Annotated in this window: 9 protein-coding genes; 1 reads left to right on the plus strand and 8 read right to left on the minus strand. The window is 76.2% G+C overall.

Annotation, left to right across the window (positions count from 1 at the left end):
- Positions 1–53 precede the first annotated feature (53 nt).
- Positions 54–1,838 (plus strand): serine/threonine-protein kinase, encoded by a 1,785-nt coding sequence (locus AB0881_RS20420; RefSeq protein ID WP_366618730.1) that lies wholly within the window; start codon positions 54–56, stop codon positions 1,836–1,838.
- Here the strand turns inward: AB0881_RS20420 and AB0881_RS20425 are convergent.
- From AB0881_RS20425 to AB0881_RS20460, 8 genes are all read right to left on the minus strand, one after another.
- On the minus strand, positions 1,799–3,847 hold the full coding sequence (locus tag AB0881_RS20425; RefSeq protein ID WP_366618732.1) for a transglutaminase-like domain-containing protein: 2,049 nt from the start codon (positions 3,845–3,847) through the stop codon (positions 1,799–1,801). The two genes, AB0881_RS20420 and AB0881_RS20425, sit on opposite strands and share 40 nt — an antisense overlap.
- Before the next feature lie 97 nt (positions 3,848–3,944).
- On the minus strand, positions 3,945–5,003 hold the full coding sequence (locus AB0881_RS20430) for a DUF58 domain-containing protein (protein WP_366618734.1): 1,059 nt from the start codon (positions 5,001–5,003) through the stop codon (positions 3,945–3,947).
- Positions 5,000–6,034 (minus strand): AAA family ATPase, encoded by a 1,035-nt coding sequence (locus tag AB0881_RS20435; RefSeq protein ID WP_366618736.1) that lies wholly within the window; start codon positions 6,032–6,034, stop codon positions 5,000–5,002. The genes AB0881_RS20430 and AB0881_RS20435 overlap by 4 nt, the downstream gene beginning before the upstream one ends.
- A 200-nt stretch (positions 6,035–6,234) precedes the next feature.
- A complete protein-coding gene (locus AB0881_RS20440; RefSeq protein WP_366618738.1) occupies positions 6,235–7,185 on the minus strand; it encodes an electron transfer flavoprotein subunit alpha/FixB family protein in 951 nt (316 codons plus the stop codon).
- Positions 7,186–7,209: 24 nt separating this feature from the next.
- Complete coding sequence (locus tag AB0881_RS20445) at positions 7,210–7,989, minus strand: electron transfer flavoprotein subunit beta/FixA family protein (RefSeq protein WP_366618740.1); 780 nt, start codon at positions 7,987–7,989, stop codon at positions 7,210–7,212.
- Between the two features lie 313 nt (positions 7,990–8,302).
- Positions 8,303–9,628: a hypothetical protein gene (locus AB0881_RS20450; protein ID WP_366618742.1), complete on the minus strand. Its 1,326-nt coding sequence runs from the start codon at positions 9,626–9,628 to the stop codon at positions 8,303–8,305.
- Positions 9,629–9,671: 43 nt separating this feature from the next.
- Complete coding sequence (locus tag AB0881_RS20455) at positions 9,672–11,669, minus strand: serine/threonine-protein kinase (RefSeq protein ID WP_366618743.1); 1,998 nt, start codon at positions 11,667–11,669, stop codon at positions 9,672–9,674.
- Between the two features lie 72 nt (positions 11,670–11,741).
- Positions 11,742–12,533 (minus strand): serine/threonine-protein kinase, encoded by a 792-nt coding sequence (locus AB0881_RS20460; RefSeq protein WP_366618744.1) that lies wholly within the window; start codon positions 12,531–12,533, stop codon positions 11,742–11,744.
- Positions 12,534–12,640: the final 107 nt, after the last annotated feature.

The raw sequence follows: 12,640 nt of genomic DNA on the forward strand, positions 1-12,640 counted from the left end.
CGGCGGGAACCGCCGCGATTGCTGTATAACGCCTCCAGATGACAGGAGGCTGGATGAGCGACTGGCGCGTGCCGGGCTACAGCGAGCTGCGCGTCCTCGGGGAGGGCGCGCAGGGACGGGTGGTGCTGGCGCGGCACGACGGCACCGGCCGCCCGGCCGCGATCAAGTACCTGTCGGCGCGGCTGCTCGCGGACGAGGAGTTCCGCGTCCGGTTCCGGGCCGAGGCCGACCTGCTGCGGCGGCTGTACGACCCGTACGTCGCCCGCCTCTACGGCCTGGTCGAGACCGCCGAGGGCGCCGCCATCGTCATGGAGGCGGTGGACGGCGCCCCGCTCAAGGCGGTGCTGGCCGAGCGCGGCCGGCTGGCCCCGGAGGCGGCGCTGGCGGTGCTCAAGGGGTCGCTGCTCGGCCTGGCCGCCGCGCACGAGCTGGGCATCGTGCACCGCGACTACAAGCCCGCCAACGTGATCGTGCGCGGCGACGGCCTCAGCAAGCTGATCGACTTCGGTATCGCGGTGGACGCGGGCGCGGCCGGCCGGTCCGGGACTCCGGTCTACATGGCGCCCGAGCAGTGGCGCGACGAGCCGGTGTCGCCCGCGACCGACGTGTACGCGGTCACCTGCGTGTTCTTCGAGTGCGTCACCGGGCGCCGGCCGTTCGCCGGCGGCGAGCCGCTCGCGCTGATGCACCGGCACCTGAACGAGCCCGTCCCGCTGGCGGACGTCCCGGAGCCGCTGCGGCCGCTCGTCGGGCAGGGCATGGCCAAGGACCCCTGGGCGCGGCCCGCGGGCGCCGCCGCGTTCGTGGCGGCGCTGGAGGACGTCGCGGCCGCCGCGTACGGGACGGACTGGGAGCGGCGCGGCGTGCGCGCCCTCGCCGGCGCGGCCGCGGCGGTGGCGGCGCTGTTCCCGCTGGCCGCGCTCGGCCTCGCGCCCGCGGGTTCGGGCGCCGCGGCGGCCGCGTCCGGCGCGAGCGCGGCCGGCGGCGCCGGAGCCGCGGGCGGCGCCGGAGCCGCGGGTGGCGGCGCCGGGGCGGCGGGCGCGGCCGGGATCGGCGCCAAGGGCGTGGCCGTGGCGGCGGGCGGGGCCATCGCCGTCGCGGGCGGCGGCGCCGCCGTGTACGTCGCCGCCGACGACGGCCCGCCCCCGCCGCCACCGCTGACCGTGTCGCTGGCCGCCCACCAGGAGAACTCCGGGCCGCTCCAGGTGAACGGGCAGCTCGTCACGGTCAAGGGCGACGCCGACCCGGCCCTCATCCGGCGGATCAACGCCGCGCTGCGCGCCCCGGCGGACGCGCGGGCGGGCGAGTACCGGCGGGCGCTGGCCGAGCCGGGCGGCACCGCCGAGACCGCCACGTCCTCCGTCAAGCCGGGCGTGCGGCTGGACGGCCCGCGCTACGTCTCCGTCCGGTACGACTTCGTCCTGCGCTCCCAGCGGCTCGGGCACTCCAGCTGGAACCGCGCCCGCACCGTCACCGTCGATCTCAAGACCGGCAGGGCGCTGCGCGCGGCCGACCTCCTCCTCCCGTCCGCCCTGACGGGGGACGGGCTCCGGACGCTCTCCGAGCGCATCCGGGCGCGCGCCGCCGGAACCTGCTTCGCCGACCGGCCGCCCGCGCTGACCGCGGCGCAGCTCGACGGCCAGTACGTCCAGCTGGCGCTCGCGAAGACCGAGCTGGAGGTGCTCCTGGACGCGCCCGGCCTCGGCACGTACGAGATGGCCTGCGGCCAGCCCGCGATCAAGATCCCGTACGGCTCGCTCACCGGCCTGCTGCGCCCCGAGGTCCTGAAGGCGATCCCCTACCCGGCCGCCTCGGGCTCGCCCTCCGGGCGCCCCTGACCGCGTCCCCGGCCGGAGCCGGGCTCCCCGGGCCGCAGCAGTGCGGCCGAGGCGAGGAGCAGCACGGCGCGCGGCGTCCCGACATCGGCGACGAGCGCCCGGACCACGCGCGTCCGCGAGCCCGGCGGCGCCGGGCCGGGCGCGAACCGGGCGCGTTCCGCCTCCGCCGCGATCTCCGCGACGCGCGGGCCGATCCGCTCCAGATGGCCGCGCAGCTCGGTCAGCGTCGTGCCGGGGGTCACCGGCGCGCCGGTACGGGCGGCGAGGCGTTCGAGCAGCTCGCCGTGGCGGCGCGCGCGGTGGCCGCGGCGGCGGCGCAGCGCGAACGCCGCCCCCAGCAGCAGGACCAGCCCGATCCCGGCGACGGGAACGGCCCGCGGGACCCCGCCGGAGTCCGCCGGCGCGGGCGGCGTCAGCGGGTCGACCTCCGCCGCCACCTCGGCGTCCGCGGCCGGGGTCGGGTCGAACGGCACCCAGCCCTGGCCCTCGAAGTACACCTCGATCCAGGCGTGCGCGTCGGTGTCGCGTACCTTGTACAGGCCGTCCTCGGACTTGCCGGTGGCGAAGCCGGCCGCCACCCGGGTCGGGACGCCGGCCAGCCGCAGCAGCAGCGCCGCCGCGCCCGCGAAGTGCTGGCAGTAGCCGGCCCGGTCGTACAGCAGGAAGTCCAGGATCGGGAAGCCGACCATCTCCGGCACGTCGGTGGTGTAGCGGAACCGGCCGCCCTCGGTCAGGTAGCGCTCGACGCGCTCCACGACCTCGTACTGCGTCCGCGCGCCCGCCGCCAACTGCTGCGACAGGTTCAGCACGTCGCGCATCGCGGGGACGCGGCGCATGAAGCGCTCCAGGCCCGGGGAGACGTGCGGGTACGCGCCGTACTCCCCCAGGCGCCCGGCCAGCCGCTCGCCGCCCCAGCGGAACCACAGGCTGGTGTACGGGGCGAGCCGGTGGTCGGTGGCCGGGGGCGCGGCGCGCAGGGCCGCCGGGTCGACGCGGACCATGTCGGCCCGGACCCGGTAGGTGTCGTCCTGGCGTGGCTGCGGGATCAGCCGGCGCGCGTCGCCGGGCATCGTGTCGACCTTGCCCGCCGCCTCCACCGAGCGGATGCGGCCGGGCGAGACGACCTGGGAGTCGCGCAGGCCGCGGACCGTCACCTGGACGTCGACCCGCTCGGCGGCGGGTTCGGGCAGGTCGGGGCGCTCGACGCCGCCGCCGACCTCCCAGCCGCGCCAGCCGTACCGTTCGAGGACCTGCATCCGCCACAGCGCGGGCCGCGGCGAGGTGATCTCCAGCATCGTGGCGCCGGACCGCCGGTCGTTGATGGGGCCGTAGGACTGGGTGGTGTTGAGCGTCTGGAACTGCGGCTCGCGGCCGACCATGTCGTCGAAGTCGATCCACTGCGAGCGCGGCCCGACGGCGTGCGCGGCCGACGCCGCGACCAGCGCCGCGGCGGTGCCGAGCGCCAGCACCGGGACGGCCGCCCGGCGCGGCGCGAACCACAGCAGCCCGGCGAGCAGCAGCACCGCGCCGGGCCAGGCGCTCTCGTCGGTCTGCCGGATCGCGGTGGCCACCAGCCAGGGCGTCGCCAGCAGCGTGAACGCGGTGACGGCCCGCAGCGGGCCCGCCTCGCGCGGCGCGGCGAGCGCGGCGGCGGTCACGAAGGCGGCGCCCGCGCCGAGCAGCCACAGCGAGCGGGTGCCGATGTCCCCGGCCCGCTCGCCCGGGACGAGCAGCGCCATCTCGCGCGCCCCGTCCGAGAGGGCGAGCACGAGCGTGTCCCAGGACGTGGGCCACAGCCACCCCTTGGGCGCCCCGCCCGCCGTCAGCGCCACGAACGGCCACGCGACATAGGCGGCGGCGAGCGGCCGCCCCGGGAGCCGTCCCGCGGCCAGCGCCGCGACGGCGAGCACCACGGCGGGCAGCACCCAGAGGACCCGCCACCCGAGCAACGGCACCCACGCCGTCAGCGTCACCACAGCCGCAAGCAGCATCCCCGCCGCGCGCGTCACCGCACCCGCTCCCATCTAGCCACCGGGCGCCGGGACCGGTGCCGGCAAAGGCCGTCCAACCCGCTCACCGACCACGGCGTCCGGCCGGGCGGGCGCGTCATCGGGCCGGCTCCCGGTCCGATGCGGGACGGCGGGCGTGGCTCGGGGTGTTCAGGTCGGTGATCAGGTGGAGGGCGCGGCCGGCGGGGAGGGCCACGACGCCGGGCGGGAGCGGCGGGCGGGGCGGGCCGAGGTCGAGGCCCGCGGGCGCCTGGACGACCGAGGACGCGCGCCCGCCCGGGGGGCGGACCGCCGCCTGGCCGCCCTCCAGCAGCGCGAGCCGGCGGCGCACGGCGCGCCAGGACGGCTCGTCCACCGCGGGGACGGGCGTCTCGGCGCCCGGCAGCAGCACCTCGCAGCCGCCGTCGCGGGCCAGCGCCAGCACGCAGCCGGCGGCGGCGCGGGCGACCCAGTCGACGGCGCGCGGATCGGTCGCGTCCGCGGTGTCCACGATGACCAGCGGCAGCCCGGACGGCGGCGCCGCGAACCGGCGTTCCTGGAGCTCGCCGCCGCGGGCCAGGGACGCCCAATGGATCCGGCTGATCGGGCTGCCCGGCACGTACGGGCGCAGCCCGTCGGGCTCCAGGTCGTCGGCGCGCACCGCGCGGGGCGGCATCGTCCGCGCGTCACCGGCCGGGTCGGGCAGGACCAGCACCGGCTCGGGGGACCCCGCCCGCAGCGGGCGGCGCAGGATGCCCAGCGGGTCGCCGACGCGCAGCCGGGACGGGCCCAGCACGTGCGCGCCGCGGCGGCCGACCACCAGGTCGACGGTGCCGCCGTCCCGGTCCAGCGCGGCCCATCCGCCGTCGGCGGTGCGCACCTCCAGCCGGGCCGGTGCCCAGGCGGGCATGCGGACGCTGAAGTCGAGGAGCAGCGGGTCGTCCTCCCCCGCCTCGCGCACGGGGACGGTACGGGTGACCGACACCCGGCCGCCCGCCACGGCCGTGACGAGCACCCCGGCGAGCACCGTCAGGACGAGCCCGGCCGCCAGGGTGAACAGCGTCAGCGAGGGCAGCGCGGCGGCGAGGCCCCCGATCGCCGCCGCCGCGAGCAGCCACAGGGGCCAGCGCCCGGACACGCGCCCGGGCCGCTCGGCCCGGCGCCCGCGGCGGATCATCGCGCCCGGACCCGCCGGACGGCGTCCTCGACGACCTCGCGGGCCGCGCCCGCCGGGGCCGCGCCGGTGCGCTGGATGCGGTGCGCGAGGACGGGCTGCGCAAGCGCCTGGACGTCGTCGGGCAGCACGAACGCGCGGCCGTTCAGCGCGGCGCGGGCACGGGCGGCGGCCAGCAGCAGGAGCCCGGCGCGGGGGCTCGCGCCCACCTCGGCCAGCGGGTGCTCGCGGGTGGCTGCCAGCAGCTCGACCACGTACCGCAGCAGCGGGTCGGCGGCGTGCACCTCGGTGACCGCCTCCTGCGCCGCCAGCAGCCGGGCCGGGTCGGTGACCGCGTCCGCGGCCGGCTCGGGCCCGGCGCGCAGCAGCTCCATCTCCTGCTCGGCGGACGGGTAGCCGAGCGAGACCAGCGCCAGGAACCGGTCGAGCTGGGCGGGCGGGAGCGGGTACGTGCCGTCGTACCCGGCCGCCGGGTTCTGGGTGGCGATCACGACCATCGGGGACGGCAGCGGGCGGCTCTCGCCGTCCACCGTGACCTGCCGCTCCTCCATGGCCTCCAGCAGGCCGGACTGGGTCTTGGGGGTGGCCCGGTTGATCTCGTCGACGAGCACGACGTTGGCGAACACCGGGCCGGGCCGGAACTCGAACGCGCCGGTGTCGGCGCGCCACACGTTCGCGCCGACGATGTCGGCGGGGAGCAGGTCGACGGTCGCCTGGACGCGCGCGAAGCGGCCGTCGAGGGTACGGGCGAGGGTGCGGGCGAGCTGGGTCTTGCCGACGCCGGGGTGGTCCTCGACCAGCAGGTGGCCGCCGGCCAGCACGGTCGCGAGCACGACCTCCAGCACGTCGGCGGGCATCCGCACCGCGCCCAGCACGGCGGCGCGCAGCCGGTCGCCCAGGGCGCCGACGTCGTCGACGGTGACCGTCTCGCGGGGGGATACGGGCAGCGGGCGCGGCGCCGGGGACAGCCGCCCGTGCGGCGCCGTACGGGAATCAGTACGGGAGTGTCCGTTGCGTTCGGGGATCGCTTCCATGGCTCCCTTGGGTTCGGCGGTCACCGCTCGCACTCACAACGTGGGTGAGGCGTCGCACTGTTCCAGGCGGTGGCGGCCTCGCCCCGCGCCAGGCAGTCTTCCCAGTGGCGGCGAAAATCCACATAAAACCGCGGGTGCCCCGGAAAAGCGGAACGGCCGGAACGCTCTCGCGTCCCGGCCGTCCACCGCGCCCTCGGGCGTCACTTGCGCTTGGTGATCTCCTCGGTGAGCTGCGGCGCCACCTGGAAGAGGTCGCCGACGATCCCGTAGTCGACCAGCTCGAAGATCGGCGCCTCGGGGTCCTTGTTGATGGCGACGATGGTCTTCGAGGTCTGCATGCCGGCCCGGTGCTGGATGGCGCCGGAGATGCCGACCGCGATGTAGAGCTGTGGCGACACGGTCTTGCCGGTCTGGCCCACCTGGAACTGGTGCGGGTACCAGCCGGCGTCGGTCGCGGCGCGGGAGGCGCCGACGGCCGCGCCGAGCGAGTCGGCCAGGCCCTCGATGATCGAGAAGTTCTCGGCGCCGCCGACACCGCGGCCACCGGAGACGACGATGGCCGCCTCGGTGAGGTCCGGGCGCTCGCCCTTCTCCTGGACGACCTTCTCGACGATCTTCGCGGCCTTGTCGGCGTCCGACAGCGCCACCGAGACCTGCTCCTCGGCCGGGGACGCCGCGGCGGCCTCCGGGGCGACGGAGTTCGGCCGCACGGCGATGATCGGCGTGCCGGTGGTGACCTTGGCGTGCGCGATGATGGCGCCACCGAAGATCGAGTGCTCGCCGACCAGGCCGTCGGCGACGTCCACGACGTCGGTGAGGACGCCGGAGCCGGTCTTGACCGCGAGCCGGCCGGCCACCTCCTTGCCCTCGGCCGTGGCCGACACCAGCACCGCGGCGGGCGACTTCTCGCCCACCAGCTGGGCCAGCAGGGCGGCCTTCGGGGCGACGACGTAGGAGTTCAGCTCCTCGTCGGCGGCCACGTAGACCTTGGCGGCGCCGTACTCGGCGAGCTTGTCCTTGGCACCCTCGTAGCCGGGACCGATCCATACGGCCGCGGGCTCGCCGTGCCGGCGCGCCAGCGTCAGCAGCTCGAGGGTGACCTTCTTGACCTCGCCGTCGACATGGTCGACGAGGACGAGAATCTCAGCCATTGTGTCCGTGCTCCCCTTCCTCGCTCAGACGAACTTCTTCGACGCGAGGAACTCGGCGATCTTCGCGCCGCCGTCGCCCTCGTCGGTGACGATCTGACCCTGCGCCCGCGGCGGGGCCTCGGCGAAGTCGACCACCTGGGTGGCCGCGTTCGCCTGGCCGACCTGCCCGGCCTCGATGCCGGCGTCGGCGATGCCCAGCGTCTCCACCGGCTTCTTCTTGGCCGCCATGATCCCCTTGAACGAGGGGTAGCGCGGCTCGTTGATCTTCTCGACCACGCTGACGACGGCGGGCAGGCTCGCCTCGACCTTGTCGTAGCCGTAGTCGGTCTGGCGCTGCACCTTGATGGCGGTGCCGTCGATCTCGACCTTGTTGGCCAGCGACAGCTGCGGGACGCCGAGGCGCTCGGCCAGCATGGCGGCCAGCACGCCGGTGCGCGCGTCGGTGGACTCCGAACCCAGGATCACCAGGTCGAAGCCGGTGCGGCCGAGGGCCTGCTGGACGGCGTACGACGTCTGCAGCGCGTCGGAGCCGGTCAGCGCGTCGTCGACGAGGTGCACGGCCTTGTCCGCGCCCATGGCGAGGGCCTTGCGGATCGAGTCGGTCGCCTTGTCCGGGCCCATGGTGAGGACGGTCACTTCACCGTCGTGGGCCTCCTTGATGCGCAGCGCCTCCTCGATGGCGTACTCATCGAGCTCGTTGATGACACCGTCCGCGGCGGCACGGTCGAGCGTGCTGTCCTCGGACTTCAGCTTGCGCGGGCTCTCCGTGTCGGGAACCTGCTTCACCAGGACGACGATGTTCATGGCCGGTGGCCGACCTCCCTGCACTCTTCTTGGCCGCTGGGGTAAGCGGCAGAGGGGCGCCGCCCGGGGCGGGTCGACGCGGTCTGGAATGCGTTAAGCACCTCACAGCCTGCCAAACACCCGAATGCGCTTCGGCGCCGGGTCCCTGATTAAGCCGTGCGCCACGAATGTTACCCGTCGGTAGCCTCGTGGCAAATCCCAGCTGAGGAGACATTACCCACGCCGGGCGTCCCGCCGGCCGGCCCGTCCCGCCCAGCGGGGCCCGTGACGCACATCTCACCACACGGCGCACCGCACGGCTCACTGCACGGGCTCACTGCACGGACGCCTGGAGCCTGCCGACGGCGCTCTCCAGCGAACTCTGCAGCCCGTACATCGGGGCCATGCTGGGGGTCAGCGAGATCGCGGCGACCACCGCGCACAGCGCCAGCGCGCCCAGCACGCCCCCGGCGAGCACGACGCGGTGCGGGACGCGCGCCACCGCCGCGAACAGCCGCTCCAGCCGGCGGCGCGGACCCCGCACCCCCGGGCCGGTCCACAGCACGAGGACGCCCGCGCCCGCGCCGAACGCGCAGGCCGCCAGCGGGTCCGCCTCCACCCCGAACACCGCCAGGCCCGCCAGCCCCAGCGTCACCAGCACCGCGGCGGCGGCCGCGTACGGCACCGTGGCGGCCGTACGCGCCACGGCCCGGCCCGGACCATCCGACCCGGCCCGCAGCGCCGCCACGGCCACCAGCGAGATCAGGACGCCCCCGAGCGGCACGGCGATCGCCAGGGCGACGGCGATCACGACGACCAGGGCCGTCAGCAACCGCGCCCAGGCCCGCTCATGCGCCGGCGCCCGCTCGCGGGCCGGCTCGGGTGGCTGCTCGGGTGGCTGCTCGGGTGGCTGCTCGGGTGACGGGGTGTCGCGGTGTGGTGCCGCATCGGCGGGCGTCCCGGCACGCGGCGCCGGAACCGGCATGGGCGTGGGCTCGGGAGTCTCGGGAGGCTCGGCCTGGCCGAAGTCGACGGCGGCCACGGACTCGGCCAGCTCGGCGGCCGTGACGGAGGCGCCGGACGCGGCCCGGAGCAGCGGCCGCAGCCCTTCGGGGACCGCCTCGCCGGCGGCGGCGCAGGGGTCGGCGGCCGCCAGGCAGCCCGGGTCGGCCGTGGCGGCGTACGCGACGTTCGCCGCCCACGCACGCAGGTCGCCCGCCGCGTCGCCGGGCACGATCCCGAAGTCGGTGACGACCGGCGCCCCGTCCACCACGAGGATGTGATCGGGCCGCAGGTCTCCGTGGACGAGGCCCGCCTGGTGGATCGCCGCGACCGCCTTGGCCAGCCCCAGCGCCATCCGCCGCAGGCCGGGCCCCTGGAGCGACCGGGCCGGCGGCTCGTCCAGGGGGCGCCCCGGCACGAACCGGCTGACGACGTACGGCCGCTCGCCGTCGCCGTCCCCGTCGAGGACGTCCACAACGTGCGGGCTCAGCACGCCGCGCATGCGGGCGACGTCGTACCGTCCGGGCGGCAGCAGGCGGACCGCCACCTCGCGCCCGTCCGGGTCGGCCGCGCGGTGCACGCTCCCCGCGCCGCCGCCCACCCGGTCGAGCAGCCGGTACGCCCCGGCGCGCTGCTGGTGACTCGTTTCGCGGCCCATAGCGCGCCCACCCTACAGATCACGGCGCGGGGCCGCGGCGGATCTAGATGAAGGGGATGCCGCCGCTGACCAGGTCCTTGATGTCGGCGCGCAGGTCCTCCAGGTCCTGCGACATGCCGTTCAGCGGGGTGGTGTCGGGCGGCTGCTGCTGGGAGAGGACGACCAGCACCACCGCGAAGATCCCCAGGATCAGCGCGCCCACCATGGCCGCCTCGGCACGCGGCATCACCGCGCCCCACAGCCGGGCCATCTGGCGGCGCGGCGCGCCGCTGCCCGGGGCCAGGCAGAGCAGGAGGATCACGGCCATGGCCGAGTACGCGATCGCCCGCGACGCCGTCATGTCCGGGTTGGCGAACATCAGCACCAGCAGCAGGATCAGCCCCGCCAGCAGGCCGAGCGCGCCGAGCAGCACCGTCACCATCAGGGCTCCGGGCAGGTGCAGCGGCGACTTGAGCGTGGCCGCCACCGCGTCGCCCGAGCGCGGGCCGCGCCTGGTCCGCTTGCCCTCCATGCCCTTGGCGGCCTTGTCGCCCGCGCGCAGCACCAGCACGCCCGCGCCGGTGACGGCGAGGGCGAGCAGCGGCGCGATGTTGGCGAAGCCGAGCAGCGCGATCAGCAGCAGGAAGCTGAGCACGCGGAACCAGCCGTACGGCTTGGGCGCGTCCTTGCCGTCCGGCCGCGGCCCCGCGTCCCGCGGGCGCTGGTCGGGCCGCGGCTGCGTGCCGCGCCCGTACGGGTCGGGTCCGGGCGGCGGGGCGCCGCGCTGCAGCGCCCCATGGCTCGGCGGCGGCTGCTGCGGCGGTGCCTGCTGGGGCTGCTGGGGCTGCTGGTAGGGGGCGTACGAGGCCTGCTCGTACCAGCCCGGGCCCGGCTGCGTCCGGCCCGTCTCGTACGGGCTGGGCCCGGGCGGCGGGACGGGCGGCGGCGCGGCCGGGGGCAGCATGCCCTTGAAGTCCTTGGGCTGCGCCGGCGCCGGCGGCGGCCCGACCGGGACGGCGGCCGCCGCGCCCGTGCCGGACGCACCCGTCGGACCGGTCGAGCCGGTCGGGCCCGTGTTCGAGGGGCCCGTGCTGGACGGACCGGGCTGGGACGTCGACGGCGGCAGCGAGAACGTCTGCGCGTGGTCGTTGGGAGGCCGTTCGGCCGGCTGCGACACGGGCGGCGCCGGCGGCTGCGCGGCCGTGCGGTCCGGGAGCGGGTAGTGCTCGTCGACGCGGGTCTGGTCGGTGAGCGTCGCCTCGAAGTGGATCTTGCGGCAGATCTGCGTCAGGTTGACCGCGGTGGGCCGCTCGGCGGGGTGCCGGGCCATCGCCGAGCGCAGCACCGGCAGCAGCGCCTCGGGCACGCCCTCCAGGTCCGGGTTGCCCGACATGATCTTGTAGAAGATCGACTCGAACGTGCCGGCGCCGAACGGCGGGCGCCCGGTCGCGGCGTACGCGACCGTCCCCGCCCAGGCGTGCACGTCGGACGGCGCGCCCGCGTCCTCGCCCTCGATGATCTCCGGGGCCAGGTAGCCGGGCGTGCCGATCACCATGCCGGTGGCGGTCAGCCGGGTCGCGTCCGCGCCCTGCGCGATGCCGAAGTCGATCACGACCGGCTCGGTGTCGACGAGCATCACGTTGCCGGGCTTGAGGTCGCGGTGGATGATCCCGGCGCCGTGGATCGCCGACAGCGCCGCGGCCAGCCCGACCGCCAGCCGCTGCAGGGCCTGCCCGTAGACCGGGCCGTCCGCCTCGACCAGCTCCTCCAGCGTCCGGCCCGGGACGTACTGGGTGACGATGTACGGCCGGTCGGCGGTCACGTCGGCGTCGAGGATCTCGGCGACGTGCGGGCTGTGCACCCGCCGCATCGAGTCGACCTCGCGGGCCAGCCGGCGGCGCGCGGTGGCGTCGCCGGCGACGGCGGGCCGCAGCACCTTGATGGCGACGTTGCGTCCCTCGGGATCGGCGCCGAGGTACACGACGCCCATACCGCCCTCCCCCAGAGTCTTCTGGATGCGGTAGTGGCCGATGCGCTCCCCGGACGTGGCAACCCCCTTCATCGTTTACGAAACCCTACCTTCGCCTCTCGGGGCCGGGGCGTCGCGCCACGGCCGTACGGCCGGCGTGCGGGTCTAGGCCGCGACCACCCCTCCGCGCTCCGTCACCGCGCCGCTCTCCTCCGCGAGCGCGCCCGCGAACCAGCGGGCGGATGGCCGCGCCGCCGGGTCGCGGCGCAGCCCCAGCGGGAGCAGCTCGGCCAGCGGGCCCGCGATCCCGTCGAGGTCGTGCTCGCCGCGCAGGATGCGGAAGCAGGTGCCGTGCAGCGATCCCCGGCCGTACGGCGGCCGCCCGGTGGCGGCGCAGGCCAGGGTCGCGGCCCAGGAGAACACGTCGGAGGCGGCCGTGGCCGGCTCTCCCTCGATCAGCTCCGGGGCCAGGTAGGCCGGGGTCCCGACCACCATGCCGCGGCGGGTGATCCGGTCGGCGCCGGCGCCGTGCGCGATCCCGAAGTCGATCAGCGTGGGCCGGTCGCCGAGGACGATCACGTTCCCCGGCGCCAGGTCGCGGTGCAGGACCCCCGCGTCGTGCACCGCCGCCATCCCGAGCGCCAGCCGCCGCGCCAGCCGCAGCAGCCGGTCCCCCTGGAACGGGCCGTACGCGGCGACGAGGTCGTTCAGCGGCAGGCCCGGAACGTACTGCATGGCCAGATACGGCCGCTCGGCGGCCGCGTCGCCGTCGAGCAGCCGCGCCACGTAGGGGCTGGTGATCCTGGACTGGACGGCGATCTCCCTGGCAAGCCGCCGGCGGCCGTCGGCCTCGGCGGCGATCCCGGGCAGGATCTCCTTCACCGCGACCTCGCGGCCCGCGGCGTCCATGGCCAGGTGGACGACCGAGGTGCTCCCCCGGCCGATCTCGCCCAGCAACCGATATCCACCGAGTCGCCGATGCGTCCCCATAACCCCTATGACGCCGGAAATGAGGCATACGTTCCGATCGTTTTCGCGGCCTGGGCGGCGGCCCGGCGCCGGCC

Source organism: Spirillospora sp. NPDC029432 (assembly GCF_040703975.1).
Classification (GTDB): domain Bacteria; phylum Actinomycetota; class Actinomycetes; order Streptosporangiales; family Streptosporangiaceae; genus Spirillospora.

Coding starts and splice junctions, on each gene's coding strand:
- AB0881_RS20420 (WP_366618730.1), top strand. CDS start 54: ATGAGCGACTGGCGCGTGCCGGGCTACAGCGAGCTGCGCGTCCTCGGG.
- AB0881_RS20430 (WP_366618734.1), bottom strand. CDS start 5,003: ATGATCCGCCGCGGGCGCCGGGCCGAGCGGCCCGGGCGCGTGTCCGGG.
- AB0881_RS20435 (WP_366618736.1), bottom strand. CDS start 6,034: ATGGAAGCGATCCCCGAACGCAACGGACACTCCCGTACTGATTCCCGT.
- AB0881_RS20440 (WP_366618738.1), bottom strand. CDS start 7,185: ATGGCTGAGATTCTCGTCCTCGTCGACCATGTCGACGGCGAGGTCAAG.
- AB0881_RS20445 (WP_366618740.1), bottom strand. CDS start 7,989: ATGAACATCGTCGTCCTGGTGAAGCAGGTTCCCGACACGGAGAGCCCG.
- AB0881_RS20450 (WP_366618742.1), bottom strand. CDS start 9,628: ATGGGCCGCGAAACGAGTCACCAGCAGCGCGCCGGGGCGTACCGGCTG.
- AB0881_RS20455 (WP_366618743.1), bottom strand. CDS start 11,669: ATGAAGGGGGTTGCCACGTCCGGGGAGCGCATCGGCCACTACCGCATC.